This is a genomic window from Pseudomonas danubii (genome assembly GCF_042980055.1).
In the GTDB taxonomy this organism is placed as follows: domain Bacteria; phylum Pseudomonadota; class Gammaproteobacteria; order Pseudomonadales; family Pseudomonadaceae; genus Aquipseudomonas; species Aquipseudomonas danubii.
Window position 1 is genome coordinate 4,908,503 of record NZ_CP116502.1, and the last position, 19,698, is coordinate 4,928,200.

The 19,698-nt window shown below is 67.9% G+C and carries 7 protein-coding genes and 1 tRNA gene; 4 read left to right on the forward strand and 4 right to left on the reverse strand.

Translation table 11 applies throughout. The annotated features are described in order from the left end of the window. Positions 1 to 14 precede the first annotated feature (14 nt). Positions 15 to 1,610, reverse strand: a complete 1,596-nt coding sequence (locus tag PFZ56_RS22145) for a glycerol-3-phosphate dehydrogenase/oxidase (protein WP_170003903.1) — start codon at positions 1,608 to 1,610, stop codon at positions 15 to 17. Between the two features lie 4 nt (positions 1,611 to 1,614). Next, a complete protein-coding gene (locus PFZ56_RS22150) occupies positions 1,615 to 3,210 on the reverse strand; it encodes an FAD-binding oxidoreductase (protein ID WP_170003901.1) in 1,596 nt (531 codons plus the stop codon). A 176-nt stretch (positions 3,211 to 3,386) separates the two neighbouring features. Here PFZ56_RS22150 and PFZ56_RS22155 point away from each other — a divergent pair, with 176 nt between their 5' ends. Both PFZ56_RS22155 and PFZ56_RS22160 read left to right on the forward strand, forming a co-directional pair. Further along, positions 3,387 to 4,091 (forward strand): hypothetical protein, encoded by a 705-nt coding sequence (locus PFZ56_RS22155; protein WP_170003899.1) that lies wholly within the window; start codon positions 3,387 to 3,389, stop codon positions 4,089 to 4,091. A 169-nt stretch (positions 4,092 to 4,260) separates the two neighbouring features. Continuing rightward, positions 4,261 to 4,335, forward strand: a tRNA-Gln gene (locus PFZ56_RS22160). Positions 4,336 to 4,348: 13 nt separating this feature from the next. Here the strand turns inward: PFZ56_RS22160 and PFZ56_RS22165 are convergent. After that, a complete protein-coding gene (locus PFZ56_RS22165; RefSeq protein ID WP_102879122.1) occupies positions 4,349 to 5,257 on the reverse strand; it encodes a LysR family transcriptional regulator in 909 nt (302 codons plus the stop codon). 124 nt (positions 5,258 to 5,381) lie between these two features. Here PFZ56_RS22165 and PFZ56_RS22170 point away from each other — a divergent pair, with 124 nt between their 5' ends. Both PFZ56_RS22170 and PFZ56_RS22175 read left to right on the forward strand, forming a co-directional pair. Then, positions 5,382 to 6,587 carry an MFS transporter gene (locus tag PFZ56_RS22170; RefSeq protein ID WP_110653340.1) on the forward strand — a complete coding sequence of 402 codons (1,206 nt, stop codon included), beginning with the start codon at positions 5,382 to 5,384 and terminating at the stop codon, positions 6,585 to 6,587. Positions 6,588 to 6,677: 90 nt separating this feature from the next. Then, positions 6,678 to 7,130, forward strand: coding sequence for a hypothetical protein (locus PFZ56_RS22175; RefSeq protein WP_110596895.1), 453 nt, complete (start codon positions 6,678 to 6,680; stop codon positions 7,128 to 7,130). A 105-nt stretch (positions 7,131 to 7,235) separates the two neighbouring features. Here the strand turns inward: PFZ56_RS22175 and PFZ56_RS22180 are convergent, their stop codons facing one another. Continuing rightward, on the reverse strand, positions 7,236 to 19,616 hold the full coding sequence (locus PFZ56_RS22180) for a filamentous haemagglutinin family protein (RefSeq protein ID WP_394304454.1): 12,381 nt from the start codon (positions 19,614 to 19,616) through the stop codon (positions 7,236 to 7,238). Positions 19,617 to 19,698 lie beyond the last annotated feature (82 nt).

Genomic DNA, 19,698 nt, shown 5'->3' on the forward strand with positions numbered 1-19,698 from the left:
TCTTGGTTGGGGCATCAAGGGGTGACGGGCGGCAGGCTGTGATGGCGTTGCCACAGGTCGCGATAGCGCTGTTCTTCGGCCAGCCAGCGCGCGTCGTCCCAGCCCAGCCGGGGCTGGCACAGGCGGCGGATGGCCGGCAGGTACTGCGCCGCGCCTTCGGCCAGCAGCAGACCGAGCCGGGTACGGCGCAGCAGCAGGTCGTCCAGGTGCAGGACCATTTCCGCCTCGGCGGCAAAGGCCAGCTCGGCCCACAGGGTGTCGCTGGCGCCGACGCAATCGCCGCCCAGCTCGGCCACCCGCTGCGCTACGCGGGGCAAGTCGCGGCCATGGCGCCCGGCCAGACGCCGCACTTGAGCCGCGCTGAGCCCGGGAATATCCACCGGCGCCAGCGGGGCAAACACCGGTTCGCCGTCGTCCTCCACGCTGCGCCCGAGCATGGCGCCACAGGCTTGCAGCACCTCGATGGCCTGGGGCCGGAAGGTGGTGAGCTTGCCGCCGGCCAGGGTCACGCAGCCCGGCTCCTGCCACAGCACATGCTCGCGGGTTTCGTTGGACGGCTTGCCCTGTTGCTCCCCGCCCGGGCCGGCCACCACCGGGCGCACCCCGGCCCAGGTCGAGAGCACATCGGCGGCGCTTACCTGAGCCTGGGGAAACTGCTGGGCACAGGCGGCCAGCAGGTACTTGAGCTCTTCCTGGCTGATGCTGGCGCTCTGGTCCAGATCGTCGCGGTGATCAAGATCGGTGGTGCCCACCACCGTGGCGCCTTCCCAGGGGAAGACGAACACCGGCCGACCGTCCTCGGCATGCATGAAGCTCAACGCCTGGGCCACCGGCAGGCGCCAACCCGGCAACAGCAAATGACTGCCGCGCAACGGGCGCAGCTGGCGCGGAGCCTGGGCCGGGCGCAGGCGCTCGGCCCAGGCTCCGGTGGCCACCGCCAGGGCCGCGCAGCCAAGGGTTTGCACTGCACCCGTTTCACTGTCCTCGATCGCCACCCCGCAGACCCGCCCGTTCTCCCGCAGCAGGCGGGTCACCCGCAGGCCATTGATGGCCACGGCGCCATCGGCCCGGGCCTCGGCCAGCACCCGCATCACCAGGCGCGCATCGTCGGTCAGGGCATCCAGGAAACAGGTGCCCCCCAGCAGGCCCGGCTCCTTCACCCCCGGAGCCAGGAAGCGCAGGTGCGCGGCATCGTGAAAGCAGTGGTTGCGGCGCCCGGCCAGGGCGTCATACAGGGTCAACAGGCCACCGAACACCTTGGGCCCGGGAAACCTGCCGCGGTAATGGGGCATCAGGAAACTCATGGGTTCCACCAGCCCGGGGGCCTCCTGCAGCAGGCGCTGGCGCTCGCGTACCGAGTCCCGGGTCAGGCGCCACTGGCCCTTGGCGATGTAGCGCAAGCCGCCATGGACCATCTTCGAGGAGCGGCTGGAGGTGCCCCAGGCAAAGTCCCGCTGCTCCAGCAACAGGCAACGCCAGCCGCGCCGCGCCGCTTCCCGCAGGATGCCGGCGCCGCTGATGCCGCCGCCGATCACGATCAGGTCCCAGGGTTGCGCCCCCAGCCCGGGCAGCGCCTGTTGGCGCCACTGGCCGTTCCAGTCCTGGCTCATGGCGTCACTGCTCCAGCAGGGTGCCGGGGTTGAGGCGCCCGGCGGGATCGAAGTGGCGGCTCAAGGCCTGCAGGGTGTCGATGGCCAGCGCGCCCTTCTCCCGCCGCAGGTACGGCGCATGGTCCTTGCCCACTCCGTGCTGATGACTGATGGTGCCGTGGTGGTTGACGATGGTCTGGCTGGCGGCGTGCTTGAGGGCCTGCCAGCGCGCCAGGGTCGCCGGGTAGTGGGCGTCGGGGCGGAATACGTAAGTGGTGTAGATGCTCGACCCTTCGCCATAGACGTGGGACAGGTGAGTGAACACATGCACCTGCTCGCCCTCGGCGGCCAGGCCATCACGCAGGCTGCCCTCGATGCGTTGCAACAGGCGGTCAACGTTGCTCCAGTCGGTGGCGGTTTCCAGGGTGTCCACCAGGTAGCCGGCGTTCCACAGGCTTTCGCGCAGGTAGGGAAAGCGAAAACGGTTCTGCGCCCACTTCTTGCCCAGCAACGTCCCGGTAAAGACTCCGCCAAACCCCTTGAGCTGGCGCCGGGCGTGACGCAGGGACAAGGCGTTCTGCTGGCGATTGCCGGTCACGCCGAAGGTCAGCAGGCACTTGCCCGGCCCCGCGCCGCGCAGGGCCAGGTATTTTTCCAGCCAGGCGATCTGCGTGGGATGGCCGGCCAGGGCCAATTGGGTTTCGGTCTCCAGGGCATTGGACAGGCGCAGCATCGACAGCGGCACCCGGGCCTGGGCCAGGGCACGCACCGCTTGCAGCGCCTGGGTCCAGTCCGGCAGGAACACCCCGTAGAAGCGCTCGTCGTCCGGCAAGCGGCTGACCCTGACCTTGACCTCGGAAATGATCCCGAAGCGCCCTTCGCTGCCCAGTACCACTTCCCGCAGATCCGGCCCGGCCGCAGACGCCGGAAAGGTGGCGATGGGCATCGGCCCGGCAAAGGTCTCCAGGGTGCCCCCGGCGAACAGCTGCTCGATGCGCCCATAGCGCAGCGACTGCTGGCCACTGGAGCGGCTGGCCACCCAGCCCCCGAGGGTCGACAGCTCCCAGGACTGGGGGAAGTGCCCCAGGGTGTAACCCCGGGCGCGCAGCTGGCTCTCCACCTGCGGGCCACTGGCCCCAGGGCCGAAGGTCGCCAGCAGGCTGTCTTCGTCCAGCTCCAGCAGGCGGCTCATGCGCGCCAGGGACACCGTCAGCACCGGCCGCTCGGACCAGCCCGGATTGATGTGCCCGGCCACCGAGGTGCCGCCGCCGTAGGGAATCAGGCACAGGTCGCGGTCCTCGGCCAGGGCCAGCAACTGACGGATCTGCTCGGCGGTTTCCGGAAAGGCCACGGCATCCGGGTAGACCCCCAGCTCGCCTTCGCGCAGGGCCAGCCAGTCCGGCAGGCTCTGGCCGCGGGCATGCAGCAGGCGCTCCTGGGGATCGATGCAATACAGCGGGTGGGCAGCAAGGCGTGAGGCCGGCACCTTGGCCAGCGCCTGTTCCAGAGTCGCCTCCGGCAAGCGGCGCCCCGGGCCCAGGCGCTCGGCGAGAAACCCCGCGCCCTGGGCCGGCAATTCGACCACCGTGGATGCATCCCCCCAGCCGTTCCAGCGTCGCATACGTGTGTCCTTGTGCTGTTCTTATAGGTCTTGCTTCAGGCTCCCTATACTAGTGCGCGGCTGAACGCTGTCACGGTCGCATCGCGCCAGAGGATGTAGCCGATTGAGTCAGGCGCAGGTGACATCCGGCGCCAGTTACCGAAGAATCCTCCCCTCCCCATCACAGGCTCGCGTCCATGCCGGCACCCCTGAAAACCTGCGCCCCGCTGTTCTGGTCCACCGACCTGGGCATCGACTACGGCGCGCCGACCTTGCACCTGCACGACTTGCTGCCCGTGGTGGGCGAGGAACACTCGGCCTTCTTCCAGCACCGGGACGGCATCTTGATCGGCGAAACCCTGCAACTGATCTGGTGCCCGCCGGTTGCCGACCTCAATGGCTGGAACGAACAGCCTTCGGAAATTGCCCTGAGCCAGCTGCTGCAGGTCCGGATCACCGGCCCGGCGCCCGAGCCGCCAGCACCACGCAATGCCATCCACCATGGCCGGCCGAGGTACCGCTTCCTGGTCCTGTCCTGCCAGCCACTGCCGGCGGCCCTGCGCGCCCAACCGCTGGCACAGGACGCCTGGTCCATGCCGCTGATCGAGAGCGAACAGGGTAGCTGCCTGACCTGGGATGCCATCCATGACTGTGGTCGCGCCGAGGTCCAGGGGCTGATCTACCTCAGCGCCTACCGCCGCGACGAAACCTATATGGAAATCTTCCTCGAAGCCGTGGGCGAGCAACTGTTTGGGCTGTTTTCGGTGCACCTTGGCCCCGGGGGTGACGACTATGAATTGGGCCGCCGCGCCCTTGAAGGCGCAGAGTTGCGGGCCATCCGCCGCGCCCTGGACAGGGCCCAACCCTTGATGGATTCACAGGCCGCTTACCTGGCGAGCTGAGCCCTACCGACAGCAAAAGAACACTGAAAAAGACTAAGCAGCTGTTTTCAAACTCATTTTTTTGCTTTTGGGGCTTCACAGCCCGCGCAGAAATTGATAAATTTGCGCCCGTTCTTGCAGCGGCCCTCCCAGGACCGGCATTCAAAGCAAGTAACGTCGCAACAGCTACAGGGGCGTCGCCAAGCGGTAAGGCAGCAGGTTTTGATCCTGCCATGCGTTGGTTCGAATCCAGCCGCCCCTGCCATTTTTCTTCATGTTCATCCCCCCAGACTTCGTTCCAGCACCTCCAGCAATGCACTGACCTTGGGCAACCCCTGCCGGCTTTTCAGCCACAGCAGATGAATCGCCTGCCCTTCGCTGGCCCACTGCGGCAGCACTTCGACCAGGGTGCCCTGCGCCAGCTGCTGCTTGACCAGCCACGAAGGCAATTGCGCGATGCCGTAACCGTCCAGCACGGTCATCAACAGCCCCTCGCCATCCCCCACCACGCAACTGGCGGACATGACCCGGCGCTCGCTCTCGCCCGGACGCCCGGTCGCAAAGTTCCAGGGGCTGACCCGGCCGTCCACCCAGCCATAGGCAATGCACTGGTGCCGTTCCAGGTCCTGGTCGGTCAGCGGCGTGCCATGGCGCCGCAAGTAATCGGGGGAGGCGCAGAACAGGTGCCACTCACGGCCCAGGCAGCGATGCCCCAGTGCCGCCGGCCACAGCTCCGAACCGCCGAGGCGCACGGCAATGTCCACGCCGGCTTCGAGGGGGTCGATGGCGGAATCGGAAAAGGTAATGTGCGGCTGCAAACCGGGGTGTTCCCGGGCAAACCGCAACACGGCAGCCAGTACCTGGGAGCGGCCAAAGGTCCCGGGCAGATCGATGCGCACCCGCCCCCGCAGCTCGGTGTGTTCCGCGTTCAGTGCCAGCTCGGCCTCTTCCAGATCGGCCAGCACACCGCTGCAGGTGCGGTAGAAAGCCGTCCCCGCGTCGGTCAGCGCCAGGCTTCGAGTGGTGCGCTGGAACAGCCGCGCCTGCAACCGCCCTTCCAGCCGGGCAATCGCCTTGCTGACGGCGGAAGCGGTGAGGTTGAGGCGCTCAGCCGCGGCCTTGAAGCTGCCGCAGTCGGCGACGCAGACAAATACATCGATCCCCTTCAAGCGTTCGGAAGAAAACATCGGCGCCTCGCATTCATGAATCTGATTCCATTCATTGGGTAAAAATCATCATAAAACAGAATCAGATTCCCCAGTAAGCTGGCTGGCATTCTCCCAAGACCCTGCTACAGACGATGAGGCACGGATGCTGCGCACCCTGAAAGGCTACCCAAAGGCGATCAACCTGCTGCTCACCGGCACCCTGGTGCTGACCCTGGCCCGGGCCATCACCCTGCCCTATCTGGTGATCTACCTGAACAGTGCTTTCGGCCTGCCGGTCAGCGACATCGGCCTGGTGATCGGCAGCAGCCTGATCCTCGGTTCGCTGCTGAGCCTGTATGGCGGATTCCTGGTGGACAGGACTCCCAGCCACCGCCTGATCCTCGGCTGCTGTGCGCTGTTCACCCTGGGTTTTGTCGGCACCTTCACCGCCCGCCAGCTGTGGCTGTTCTACCTGTGCCTGGTGCTGATCAACCTGGCCTACGCGGTGATCGACATCGCGATCAAGGCCGGCTTTGCCCAGCGCCTGCCGGTGGAGCAACGCAGCGAAGCCTTTTCGATCAAGTACACCCTGACCAATATCGGCTACGCCGTGGGCCCGTTTCTCGGCGCCGGGCTGGCGCACCTGAGTATCAGCCTGCCGTTCCTGATATCCGCCGCCCTGGGCGCCGGGTTCCTGGCAATCCATCACATCTGGGGCGATAGACAGCTGGATGCCGCTGGCGCCACAGCCACGCCACTCTCCTTCCTGACCCTGGGCAAACAGCTGCTGCGGGACTACCGCCTGGTGTGCTTCACCCTCGGCGGCCTGCTCAGCGCCGTGGTCTTTGGCCAGTTCTCGGCCTACCTCTCGCAGTACCTGGTGGTTACCACGTCCCCGGAGGCCACCTACCGCATCATCAGCACCCTGGTGGCGACCAACGCCCTGCTGGTGATCGCCTTGCAGTACAGCATTGGCCGCAGGATTTCCCCGCGCCATCTGAACCGCTGGCTGGCAACCGGGCTGGGGCTGTTCCTGCTGGGGATCAGCGGGTTTGGCCTGTCCACCAGCCTGCCGCTGTGGGTACTGTCGATGGTGGTGTTCACCCTGGGGGAAATCATCGTGTTTCCCGCCGAGTACATGTTCATCGACCTGATCGCCCCTGAGCCGTTGCGGGGCCTGTACTACGGGGCCCAGAACCTCTCCAGCCTCGGCGGCGCCCTGGGCCCGATACTCTGCGGCATGGTCCTGGCCAGCCAGCCGGCGCACTGGATCTTCTACATGCTGGGAGCGTTCATTGTCGCCGGGGGGCTGTTCTACTGCCTGGGCGCGGCCAACTTGAGCCAGCCTGTAGCCAGGAAGGCGGTTTGAGGCTTGATCCTGTGCTGGCGCGGCCAGCAGATTCACACCCGCCACCTTCCGCACGTTCCTCTTTGCACCCCCAACAAAGAGGAATACCCGATGAAAAACACCGACCTCAGCCAACTCATCCTCAGCGACCACGCCCGCATCGAAGCCGCCATCAGCACTGGCGCTGCCTGGGAGGTGTGGTTTCAAGTGGAGTTTCTGATGCTGCTGCGTTCGGCCCATGTGGCCGCCGCCCGCGAAGTGCCCTATCCCAATCCGAATTCAGGCCTGCGCCTGGACGTGCTGGCCCAGCAAAACGGTGAGAACTACGCCATTGAGCTGAAGGTGGAAAGTGCCACCAACGCCGGCAACAAGCTGCTGGCCGAAACTCAGAAGGACATCGAAAAACTCACCAAGTACACCAGCCCCGTCGCGGCACGCTGGGCCGTGGCCGTGGGTTACAGCGACGTCGCCAAACGTGGCTTGCGGGACTTCGCCAACGCCCACAACACCCGGGTCATCTACCAGGAATCCGGCGCCATAGGCTGCATGATCGCCACGGTTTGACCACCCGCTGCAAAACGGCCCCGCCACGGCGGGGCCGTCGCTGCCCAGGGCCATACGCCCCCTGGACAGCACCTTCCTCCCACGCCTTGCTACCACGAGAGAACCTTACAGCGTCAGTTGCCCACGCTCCTCATCGGTCAGGCGCGCCCGGGCCTGTTCGCTCAAGGGCCCGGCCCCCAGGACCTGCACCGGGCTGTCGGGGTTGTAGCCCGGGGCGCGGCTGGCTTCTTCACGCTGGCGTTGCACCGGTTCGGAACCAAAGCCCAGCACTTCCACGGTGACGATGGACGCCCGGCCCTGCTTGGCCGCCGCCTGCTGGTTGCGCGCGGCGTCTTCCGCGGCCTGGGACGCGGCGGAGCCGGCGGCGCTGGCCGAGGTCATGGCGCCGGTGTTGACGGTGGCGCTCACCGGCACGCCAGAGGACTTGCCCTGGGTCTGGATGTTCGCCGCGTTGACCACTCGCAGGGCGGCGATGTTGACGTTGCCCGAGACCCGGATACCCGCCTCGCCGGCATCGATGGTGCCCAGGGGCGCGATCAGGTCGATGTCGCCGGCCGCCACCTCGGGAATCGGGTTGAGGGTGGCGATCCCGGCCCCGGTGCTGGGCACCGACGGCGACAGGCTGACATTGCCCCAGGTGTCGTAGACCCGCTTGGGCGGGGTGTAGACCACGGTGGTCTTGGAGCCCCGGCCGGCGTTGATGTCGCCCGCCGCCGACCAGCCCATGATCGAGCCGCCGAAGGTGGTCATGATCCGGCTCTGGCCCAGGAGGATGCTGCCCAGGGAGTACAGCTGGATGTCCCCCGCGCCCTGGGTGATGACCCCGGCCGAGGCCGGCGGCGCCGTGCCTTCGATGCCGAAGGTCTGGTGGCCACCCGGGGTCAGCATCTGGATATTGCCGCCGAAATCGGTGTGCACCCCGGCGCCGCCGAACAGGGTGATATCGCCCTTGTAGGTGATCGGGTTACCGGCCACATCGGTACTCGGGAACAGCCCGGCAATCGCCGCCCGGCCCCGGGCATAGCTGCCCTGGCGTATCCCGCCGTCCTGGGTGTACTCGCGGCCGGCGGCCTTGAGCTCGGCAAAATACACATCCCGGGCAAACACCCGCTGCTGCTCCGCCGGCAAGGCCGCGTAGTAGGCCCGGGCCTGGCTGCTGTCGCCGACAAAGCCGAAGCGCTGCGCCAGCCAGTCCACCAGCTCACCCTCGTAGGTCTTGGCCACCTTGCCCGCCGAGAGGCTTTCGCCAGGCTGAGCCAGGCGGCTCGGGTCCAGATAGGCCTCGACAAAGCGTCGATAATCCGGGCCGCTGGCACCGACCCCGGCCTGCATCACGATGCTCGCCCCGGGACGGCTGTCCCCCGCCGCCACAGCGCCGAGACTGGTGACGCTGACCCGGTCTTCCATGAGGATGTTGCGCCCCGCGGTCAGCTCCAGGGTCCCGGGGCCGGCAACGTTGAAGCTGCTGTAGAGAATGTCGCGCCCGGCACTGGCGATGGAGATGTCGCTGGGGTTGTGGTGCACGAACAGGTTGCCGCTGAAGGTGTATTCGCCATAGGTGCTGTTGCCGCCCTTGGCCCCGCCAAGACCGGTGCCGCTGCTGACGATGTCCTGGCCGGCCTTCATCCAGACTGCGCCACCGCCTTCATAGTAGGTCTGCCCCAGGCGTGGGTCGGACGCCGTGGTGAGGGTCAGGACGCGGCCGCTGCTGACCCCCAGCAAGTCGCCGTTGATGGCATAGAACCGCGACGGCTCGGTGTTGCCCGCCCACTGGTTGGTCGCCGTGTTGGGGCCGAAGGCAAACAGCGGGAACACCCCGCCGCGGGCCCGGTTGCCATCGGCGGAGAGATTGCCGCTGGCCGCCAGGGGAATCCCTTCCAGGGTCGCGCTGGTGGCCATGAAGGCTGGGTGCTCGGGGGTCGCCAGCGCCTGCGCCGAGGCGCTGGAGCGGCTGACGGTCAACTCGCCACCGTAGATCGAGTCACCAGCCAGCAGCTGCAGCTGGCCGTTCAGCGAAGGCGCCAGCACCAGTGCCGCCGGAACCACCGCCGCCCCCGCCTCATACAGGCTGGATTGGCCGTAGTAGAGGCTGCCGCTGGCCGCCACGGCGCGCAGGGTCGGCGGGTAGACGGTGGCCATGTCGGTTTCCGTGCCCCTGGTCAATGGCGTGAGGTTGCCCCCGGCCGAGTACAGGTCGATGGCGCTGCGCTCGGTCCACAAGGAGAACCAGCTCTGGCCGATGCCGGTGGCCCCGCTGGCGCCCTGGTAGGCCCAACCATTGGCCAGGGGCGCGCGCCCGGGGTCGGCCACGGTCTGCAGCACCAGGTCGCCACGGGTCGACAGGCTGAAGGTGGCATCGCCCGGCATCAGGGTCATGCCGCCTGCGGCTACCGCCAGGGTCGCCCGCTGCGGCTCGAAGGCCCGGGTTTCGCTGCGGCTCTGGTCCGCCGCCTGGGCGCCGTAGTGCAGGTTCAGGCTGCCCAGGGCCGCGCTGCTCAGTTGCGCATGGCCGCGCAGGTTCACCAGGGCGCCGTTGAACACGCCAAAGCCGACCTGGCTGTAGGGGTTGACCTGCCCGCCGACGCGCAGGGTCAGGTCGCCACCGCCGGTCACTTGCCGGCTGCCATCGGCGGCCACCCGGCCGGTGCTGCCCACCGCCAGGATCAGCCCGGTGCTGCGCGGGTTGACGTAGCTGGCGTAGATCGGCGCTGCCATGGGCGCCAGGGCACCGGCATCACCGCCGACCTCGACCTCCAGGTTGCCGCCGCCCAGGGTGCCGAAGCCGGTGAAGCCGACCATCTGGTCGGCACCGCTGGCGCTGTTGGCGGTGTAGGTGCCGAAGTTGATCCACCAGGCGGTGTCCCGCGCCACGCCGCCGCTCAGGTCGTTGCCCTGGCGCCACAGCCAGTTGCCCACGTTGCTGGAGTCGTTGCCGGTGTCGCTGGCCACCGGGCGGCCCGGGGGCAGTTGGTTGGGCAGGGTCACGATATTGCCGCCGAGGTTCGCCCCGACCTTGATCCGCAGGTTGCCACCGCCGTCCGGGTACCAGGCCCGGTAGACACTGCCAGCGCCACCGTCCACCAAGGACTCGTAGCCGCCAGCGACGTTGTTCAGCACTTTCTGGCCGTTGCCTCCCCGCGCCAGGTTGTACGGATCACTGGCCGAGGTGGCACTGGAGGAGGTGCCGGCGGTGTACACGCCGAACAGCGAATCCATGCTCAGGTTGCCCGCCGCCAGCAGGTCGAGGTCGGCGGCGCCGGTACGCACGACGCTGAACCGGGTGCTGCTGGGCACCAGGGTGTAGGAATCGCCAACGGCGCAGTAGCTGGGGGTGTTATCACACAGCGCAGGGTCACCGAACTCGTCGAAGTCGACCGGCTGGCCGACCATGCTGTCGTCGCCGAAGAAGTCCAGGGAGCCCTCTTCGGTCCAGACATACTGCGCCTGGCCGAACATCCCGTAATGGCTGTCCGCCAGGTGCAGGTTGCCCGCCGTGGGCTGGCTCTGCAGCACGCGGCTGTCGGCCGCCTCGGTGTCGGCCCCGGCCACCAGGCGCAGGGACCAGGACTGTGCACCCTCTGTCAGCATCGGCGCGATGGCCCAGAGCTTGCCCTGGCGCCCGCCGTTTTCCGGCCGCAACAGCACCGAGGCCACCCCGCCCGGCAGCTTGATATCGGTGCCCGACGGAATCAGCGCCCCACGGGACAGTTCTTTGTCACCGTCGAGCACCACCAGGTTACGCGCCCCGGCAACGCCCGGCAGGGGCACGCCCTTGGGCCAGGTCAGGGCATTCACCGCGGTATTGGCGGTCAGCAGGGTGCCGGCCTCCAGCACGCTGCCCGGGTTCAGGGTCAGGCTCTGGTTCAACAGGGTGCCGGCGGCGAACAGCAGCGTACCGTTGCTGTCGCGCACCGCGGCGGCCAGCACCGTGCCCGCTGGCAGCACCAGGCTCTCGCTGAGGGTCGCCGCCACTGGCAGGCGCGTGCCCTGCGGCAGGGTCAGGGCCTTGATCGGCAAGTCGTAGTTGAGGGTGCTGCCACCGGGGAACAGGGTGCCATCGGCCAGGGACAGGCCGCCCCCCGGAATCACGATATCGCCACCGGTGAAGTCGATGCCGGCCCGCAAAATCCAGCCATTGTCGTCATCGGTGCCCGGCGGCGGCGCGAAACCATCGTTGATGCTGCCGTAGACGTTCAGGTCGCCACCGGCGCGCAGGCTCAGGCTGCCCACTTCACCGGAGCCGTAGACGTTGTCGTCCTTCTGGGTGTGGGGGTTGAGGCTGGCGTAACGGTAGCCGGACAGGTCCAGGTCGCCCTGCACCACCAGGTCGCCGTCGGCGGTCTTGCTGACGATCTGCACCCCGGGCCGCAAGTGCAAGGCATCGGCGTAGGTGGCGTTGTTCAGGCCGGCCAGCTTGTTGTGCAGCAGGTCGTTGTTCTGCAGCGCAGCGTTGATAAAGGCAGTGCTTTGCAGGTGCTTGGCATCCAGGTAGGCCTGGGTGATCTCCTGGTAAGGACGCCCGCTGGCGGTGGCGTCGGTTTTTTCCGGGGCATCGTCGTAGCTGATCATGCCGTTGACCGCGATCGAGCGCGCACCCTGGATATCCAGGCGGCCACGAGCCTCGATGTCGATGTCATTGCTGCTCTGGTCCGCCTGGACGATGCGCGGCGCGTTCAGCTCCAGGGTGCCGCGGCTGCGGCCGTCGTTCTGCCCCGGGGCGCTGCCCGACGCCACATCGGTGCCGTGGCGCAGGTCGATGCGTGCGCCGTCGGCCAGGGTCAGGCGGCCCTGGCCCGAGCTCAGGACCACGCTGGCGCGGTTCGGCGAGTCGATGATCTTGCCGAAGCTGTCGACTCGCAGCGTGCTGCCGTGGGCATCCAGCAGCGCGCCGCTGTCCAGGGTCAGGCCCTGGCTGGCCGCCAGGTTGATGCTGCCGACCCGTGCGCCACTGGCGTCCACCCGCCCGGTGACTCGCAGGCTGCCATGGTCCAGCGAGACGTTGACGCTGCTGGCCTTGACCCCGTCGCCAATGCTCAGGTCGCCCTGCTTGAGCTGGAAGCTGCGGGCGCCAAAGACCTGTCCCTGGTTCAGGCGCTGGTTGAGGGCGGCGAACTGCTCGTCCAGGCTGCCGCTGCTGCCCAGGTGCTGGGCCTGGATTTCCACCGCGCCGCCGAGGAACGGCACCAGGGTGCCGCCGGCATCGTACTGGCCACTGCTGCCGCCGAGGATGCTGCCCGCCAGGTCGACCCGCCCGGCCGCGCTGTCCAGAGCCACCACCCGCAGCTTGCCGGCCTGGTTGTGGCTGGCCGAAAGATCAATGGTCGAGCCGGCCGCCTGCAGCACGTTGCCGCTGCGGCTTTGCAGCAGCACTTCGCCGCCGGCGCCGTATCGGGTCAGGTCGTTGAACGCGATGGCGCGACCGGCCACATCGACCCGCGCCGCGTCGGTCAGCAGCACATCGCCACGGGCGCCCAGGGTCACCTTGCCGCTGGGCAGGACCACGGCGCTGGCCAGGCGGATGCTGTCGCCCTGCAGGGACAGTTCCGCGCCCTGGCCATTGGCCGCGCCACGGGGGCCCGCCGAGGCACCGATGTCGATGGCGCCACCGGCAGTGATGCGGTTCACCGAGCCGGCCTCGCCAGTCATCAGCGGGGTGAGGATATTCAGGTTGCCGCCACTGTAGGCAAAGCCGCTGAGCGGGTCGAAGGCGCCCTGGCTCTGGTAGACCGCCAGGCTGCCCTTGTGGTTGGCGGTGATGCGCTGGCTGGCATTCAGGTTGACGTTGGCAAAGCCCAGGGCCAGGCGGTCGAAGCTCTGGGTGGTGCTGGGCTGGGCGAAGGCGCCGTAGCCGAACTCGATGCGCTCGGCGTCGATCTGCAGACGCCCGCTGCCGGTCCCGGCCCCTCCGGCCACCACCGCCCCGGCCGGGGTCACGGCGCCCTGCCAGATCAGGTTGGCGGTGTGGATGCTGGCCACGTCATTGGCCCCGCCCGCGCCGTAGATCGCCGGAGTGGAGAGCATCAGGTTGCTCAGCAGCGACTTGCCGCTCAGCGGGTCGTAGGTGTCCAGGGTGGCGCTGCCGTAGAAGTTGAAACCGTCCCGCGCCGAGAGCTGCAGGGTCTCCAGGGCCGGCGCACCGAACTGGGTGTCGCCGCGCAGCAGGCGGTCCAGTACCTGCTGGGTCAGGGTCATGCCACTGGGCAGGCGGTTGCCCGCCGCCGCGGCCGCCAGGGCTTCGGGGCTGCCGACATTGATGTTGTTCAGGCCCAGGTTCAGGTGGCGGGTGCCGTAGCGCACCTGATCACCCAGTTCGAAGGTGTTGTCGGTCAGGGCGACGATGCTGCCTTCGGAATACAGCGCGGTCTGCCCGCTGCAGGGCGCGCTGGCGCAGGAACCGACCTTGATGCCGCCGCTGCTTTGCCCGCCGGCCTGGACCTTGCTGATGACATTGAGCAGGCCATTGGACACCGCCAGCATATTGGCCACCTGGTAGGTAAAGCCGTCCCGGGCGTCATAGCTGGCCTTGCCGCGACCCAAGGTGTTGATGGAGGCGCCCTGCTCCAGGACGATCTCGCCGCTGTTGCTCACCAGGAAGACTTCCGGCGCGGCCAGGGTCACGCCTTCGCGCAAGGTGATGGAGCCCTTGGGCGTGTTGATGCCTTCGGCCAGGGTGATGTAGTTGCCGCCCTGGCCGTATTTGACCAGCGTCAGGCCACCGAGCATCAGCCGCGCCGCGCCCAGGGTATTGAGGCTGTCCGCGTCCAGGGTGACGCCGCTGAAGCCGCTGGTGGCCGACTTGCCGCTGGTCACCACTTCAATGCCGCCGCTGCCCATGTTCAAGATCGCCACGGTGCCGCCGTAGCCGCCCTGGGCGGCGTCGAAGCGACCGATGCCGCGGAAGGAGAAGGCATCCGCCCCGGCCCCCGCTTGCAGCGCCAGCTTCAGGGTCTTGGCGTCCACCGGCAGCATCGGCCGGGGCACCCCGAGGCGCGCCGCATCGGCCAGGGCGAACTGGGCGTAGCCGGTTTCGTTGTACTGGGAATAACGCCGCAGGGTATCGGCCGAGGTCAGGATCAACTGGCTGGCCACGCTGTTGCTGATCCCGGTGTTGGCGATCGACAGGCGCCCGGCGGTGGACCAGGAGCCATTGCGCAGCTGCTGGGCCGCGCTTTCGCTGCCAAGCCCGGCCAAGCCGTTGATCTCGACGCGAAAGGCCCCCGGCATCAGCGCATAGGTGGACGGCATCAGGGTGTAGGTGCCCGCCGCCAGCCCCGGCACGCCACTGCCGATGGTGATCTGCTGACCGATCAACGGGTCCACCGCGCCACCCTCCGGGGCCACCGGCGCATAGCCCGGCTGTGCCCCGGGGACGATGGCGTAGATCGGGTTACTGCCCAGGCCCGGCAGGATGAAGCTGCCGTTGGCGCCGATCTGCACCAGCGGGCTGTAGCGCGCATCGGTGGAACCGCCGCGCCCGGAAATGAACCCGGCCCCCAGCAGCTCGCCGCCACCGGACAGGTCCACGGTGGCATTGGGTTGCACCTGCACCGACTGGCCCCCGAGGATCACCCCGACGCTCAGGTCGCTGTTCTCATTCACCAGGGCGCCCTGGCCGAGGAAGGTCACGGTCTTGCCGTTGTACTTGTAGACCTGACCGTCGACGGTGCCGCCGTAAGGCAATACCAGGCCCTTGCCGCTGACCGAGGTCAGGCTGCCGGGCAGCAACTCTACCTGGCTGGCGCCCAGGTTGCCGATCTCGATCAGGCCCAGGGGCGCACGGATCACCCCGCCCTGCTTGATGGTGGCCGCGCCCAGTTGCAGGCGGCCGAAGGCCGAGTACGGCACCGCCGGGTCGCCATTACCGGTGCGGCCGATGGTCAGGGTACGGCTGGGGTCGAAGTTGATGCGGGTGCCGGAGATATCGTTGAGGTAACCGGCAATCACCCGGGCCCCGACCTCGGTGGCCGGGTACAGCTGCGCGGCCCGCAGGGTCATGTCGCCCTGGGTCAGCAACTGGGTGCTGATGCCCTTGGCGATCACATCGGCACCGGCCCCGGCGAGGAAGCGCAAATCGCCCTGGCTGGTCAGTTGCACATCGTCGAAGCCACGGCGCTCGACGCTCAGCAGGCTGTTGTCGGCCTGGCGCAAGCTGCCCTTGCTGCCGAACACCACGTTGCCGCGCACATCGATCAGGTTGGCGCTGGCATTGAACTGCGCCTGGGTGGCCCGTTGCGACGGCGTGCCGGTGGACACCGGCCGCAGGTACTGGTCCTTGGCTTCCAGGGGCGCGAGGATGCCCGCCAGCAACAGGTAGGGCGCCGACAGATTGACCCGGGCGTTGGCCGCGGCACTCTCGCTCAGGTTCAGCGCGCCGCTGTACAGGCGCAGGCTCTGGCCCATGTTCAGCGACACATCGCCGTCGAAGCTCAGCAGGCCGTTGCTCAGCAGCGCCAGATTGTCGAAACCGCCAGCCGTGACCTGATCCACCCCGAGGCGGCCATGGCCGTACTCCAGGCTGGCGGCTGCGGCGTCGGCGCTGGCGGGTAGCCCACTGCCCTGGTGGATCTGGCTCAGCACCAGCTCCCGCGCCTTGAGCACCCGGTCGTTGACCGCGTTCTTGATGTAGTACGGGCTTTCCAGGGCCAGGGACAAGGTGCCCCCCGCCGCGCCGGCACCGCCGGCCCGGGCGACGAAACTGCCGTCCAGGTACAGGCCGTTGTTGGAAGCGAAGCTGATGCTGCCACCGTTGCTGGCCACCTGCACCCGGCCCTGGCCGGGAATGTCCAGGGCCGCCTGGGCCCCGGAAGCGTCAAGACGCGCACCGTCGCGCACCACCACAAACAGGTCGCTGGCCTTGGCAATGCCGCTGGCCAGGTCGATCTCGCCGCCGATGGCGATCTTGCCGCCATTGCGCACCTGACCGTAAAGGCGCCCGCGATTGTCCACCGCGCTCACCGCCCGCGCCGCCACGTCGATCAGCGCCTGCTCGCCGACCCAGATCGAACGCCCGTGGCCGGCGGCATTGGCGGCCTCGGAACTGGCCACGGTCAAACCACCGAGGCTGACGCTGCCACCCCAGGCATTGAGGGTGCCGTTCATCGTCAGTTGACCGACGCTGCGCAGGTTGATGGCCTGCCCCGGGTCGACACTGATCACCGCGCCCTGCCCCACGGTCAACGCCGTGGTGGCCAACTGGGCAGCCGTGGAGTACTGATTGCCGGCGCTCAGGGTCAACCCGGCGCCACGGCGCTGGGTCAGCACGCCCTTGGCCGCGTCCTGCTGGTACAGGTCCGGCAGCCAGGGCTGCAGAACGCTGGCCGGATCGCTGCCAGTGGCACTGCTGCCAGCCTGGGCAGCGAAGCGGTAGACCGGCATCTTGACCTCGACCTGGGCGCCGTCGGCCACCGTCAGGCCTTCATTGCCGGTGATGTCGTAGGCACCAAACCCCTTGTTGAAGAAGTCCCCCGCCAGTTGCAAGGTTCCGGCTTGCGGGGCCACGTCCTTGGCGCCGATCAGCACCTTGTGCGCCTGCAGGGCCAGGGTGCCGCCACCGTTGACTCCATGGCCGCGCAGCTCGCCCTTGAGGTCGAGCTGGCCGTCGGCGGCCAGGGTCACATCGCCGCCCTTGCCGCCGCTGGCCTTGCCGTCATAGCCGAGGCTGGCGCCGGAGCTGGCATCCACCAGGGTGCCGTTGCCCAGGTTGAGGTCGCCGCTGCTGCGCAACGACAGCTTGCCACCGTTGATAAAGGCCAGGCCGCTGCTGTCCGACGGGTCCAGGGCCAGGTTGCTCCAGCGTCCGCTGACATCCAGCTTGACCCCATCGGCCACATTGACCCGGGCCTGGGCGCCGCCGCTGGGCGCGAGGATCACATCGCCGACCACGAAGTTGCGGTTCACATCCACCTGGTTCAGCACGTTGCCGGCGTTGATGCTGCCGCCGTGGGCCGTGAGGTTGGCGTTGAGCTGGACCTCTGGCCCGAACAGAGTGATGTCGCCACCGTGCGCCACCTGCAGCGCGCCGTTGACCTGAATCTGCTGTTTGGCGCCGACCTTGATCACCCCCAACTGGAAGCCGTTGAGGGTGTCGCTGTCGAGCACCAGCTGGCCCTGGCGGTTGGCCGGCAGGGCTGTGGTGAGGTCCAGGCCGTCGGCAATCTGCTGCTGGTTGGCCTCGATCAGCACCTTGTCCACGGTCGGGCTCAGGGCATAGCGCAGGGTGCCGCTGGCCTTGTTGTAGATCGGCGTGTAGTTGCCAATGATCAGTTGCGCGCGCTGGGCCGCGGCCTTGTGCGATTGCTGGTAGCCGTCGAGGTTGACGTTGGGCGCCTGGGTCTGGCGGTCGCCCTTGAACACTTCGCTGACCAGCTGGCCTTCAAGCACTGCATTGCCGGTGCCGATCACCAGCTTGCCGGCGTCGCGGCCGACGCTGTAGCCGGCCTCGTACCGGCGCTGCTGGGCGATCAGCGGGTTGTAGTAGTAATCGGTGCGGCCCCAGCGCGGGCTGCTGTCCACGTAGCCCTTGTAGATGCCGGTGTAGAGCAAATCCCCCGGGGCTCGGGACAGCTCGTACAGGCGCCCGTCAACGCCCTTGAGCCAGGTCTGCTGGATGTAGCCTGCCTGCACGTCGACGGTGCCGCCGGACAGGTTCAACTGGGCCCCGGACTGGGTCACCACCTCCTTGCCGGTGAAGGTCAGGGTGCCGCCCTGGGCCATCCACTCGCCAATGTTGTGGCCCTGGGTGCCCAGGTAGCCGCCCACTTCCAGCAGGCCGCCGGCGGTGTACCAGCGATCAGTGGCATAGCCGTTGGTACCCGCCGGAACGAACACCAGCTCGCGCAGGTCGACCCAGACGTCGTTGTTGATCAACTGGCCGCTGTCGCGGTTGCCCGCCGAGTCGCGCTGCTCGTTGCCCTGGACGTTGATCTTGATGGTGTTGGACTCCATCGCCACCTTGACCCCGACCGCGCCGGCCACGTCGATCACCGCACCGTCGCGCACCAGGCTGCGCTGCCCGGCACTGACCGCCACCTGGCCACCGGTGGCCAGGGTGATGGAGCCGTTCTGAAAGTCCACGGTGCCGCCGCTGACGATCTCCACCCGCGACTGGTCGCTGCGGTCGGCCACGCTGCTCAAGTTGTTGAACTGCCCGGTGATCAGGTTGGTCGGGGTGCCGTCGAGGTTGATCAGGCCATTGTTACGCTGGCTGTCCAGGGCGGTGTTGCCACTGCTGTCCAGCAGGATCGCGGTGGTGCTGCCCTGCCCCAGGGTCACGCTGCCGGTGCTGTCGCTGGCGGCGTTGAGCAAATGGATGGTGCCGCGGGTGTCCACCGAGGTGCTGGCCAGGGCCACGCCGTTCTGTTGCACCCGGTGCCCGGTCAGGGTGATGTCGCCGGTGGACGCCATGATCAGGCCAGTGTTGCTGACCGTGCCCGCCGTGCTGCCGGGCTTGAGCGAGGTGGCGACCTCGTTGCCCCGTGTCGTCGAGTGCTGGTTGCCGCTGGTGCCGACCCCGCGGCGGATGTAGAAACTGTCGCCGGCAGCCAGGGTGGTCTGGCCCTTGGCGGTGACGATGGTGCCGGCGTTTTCCACTTCCGACCCCAGCAGCAAGGCGTAGCCACCGGACTCGGTGGAGCTGGCCGCCGGGTGGGTCTGGATCAGCGCACCGCGCTGCACCTGGACCTTGCCCAGGGCATCGGTGAAGGTCGGCTGGGTGCCGTTGGCGTCCACATAGAGGCCTTGCTTGGTGAACTGCTCGTCGCTGATGGTGGCCGCAGCCGCCACCAGGTTGCGCACGTTGACCTGGCTGGTGCCGCTGAAGATCACTCCGTTGCGGTTCATGATCATCACCGTGCCGGCGCCCTTGATCTGGCCCTGGATCTCGCTGGGCCGACCGTTGGGGTCGTTGACCTTGTTCAGCAGCGCCCAGTTGGACTGCTGCTGGAAATCCACGGTGGTGTTGCGCCCGACGTTGAAGGTCTCCCAGTTGAGGATGGCTTTGTCGGCGGTCTGTTCGATGGTCACCGTGGTCTTGCCGCCGGACTGGCTCTGCACCGGACCCTTGGCGTTGATCCAGCCCTGGGCCAGGCTGTTGTCGACCTTGAGCCCGCCCTGGCCGAGGCCATCAGGAATCTGGCTCACCGTGCCGAACGCCGCCTGACGCGCTGCGGCCTGGGCCGCCTGCTGGGCGGCAATGGCGGCGACGCTGGCGTTGAGATTGCTCAAGGAACGCTGCAACTGCTGGTTGGCCCGGGTCTGCTGGGACAACGACGGAATCCCCGGCACCTGGCCGTTGGTGCGCGCGGCGGTGGCGGCCTGGGACGCGCCCTTGGCGGCAAACCAGCCGGAACTGAAGGCCGTGGCGCCATGGGCACTGCCCGCCACCATCAGCAAGGCAATGGCCTGGGCCAGGGGCTTGAGCCGCAGGCTCGGCAACTCGCCATCAAGGCGCAGGGCTGGGGATTTGACCGGTGGTTTGCAGCGAACCATGACTACTCATCCTTTGTTATGACGCCCACGGGAGCGCGACGCTGATAGGGCCCAGGGCACGCGTCACTGCTTTAGGGGATAG

What these genes read in the sequence shown, in the direction of transcription:
- PFZ56_RS22145 (WP_170003903.1), bottom strand. Translation starts at nt 1,610, where the DNA reads ATGAGCCAGGACTGGAACGGCCAGTGGCGCCAACAGGCGCTGCCCGGG.
- PFZ56_RS22150 (WP_170003901.1), bottom strand. Translation starts at nt 3,210, where the DNA reads ATGCGACGCTGGAACGGCTGGGGGGATGCATCCACGGTGGTCGAATTG.
- PFZ56_RS22155 (WP_170003899.1), top strand. Translation starts at nt 3,387, where the DNA reads ATGCCGGCACCCCTGAAAACCTGCGCCCCGCTGTTCTGGTCCACCGAC.
- PFZ56_RS22165 (WP_102879122.1), bottom strand. Translation starts at nt 5,257, where the DNA reads ATGTTTTCTTCCGAACGCTTGAAGGGGATCGATGTATTTGTCTGCGTC.
- PFZ56_RS22170 (WP_110653340.1), top strand. Translation starts at nt 5,382, where the DNA reads ATGCTGCGCACCCTGAAAGGCTACCCAAAGGCGATCAACCTGCTGCTC.
- PFZ56_RS22175 (WP_110596895.1), top strand. Translation starts at nt 6,678, where the DNA reads ATGAAAAACACCGACCTCAGCCAACTCATCCTCAGCGACCACGCCCGC.
- PFZ56_RS22180 (WP_394304454.1), bottom strand. Translation starts at nt 19,616, where the DNA reads ATGGTTCGCTGCAAACCACCGGTCAAATCCCCAGCCCTGCGCCTTGAT.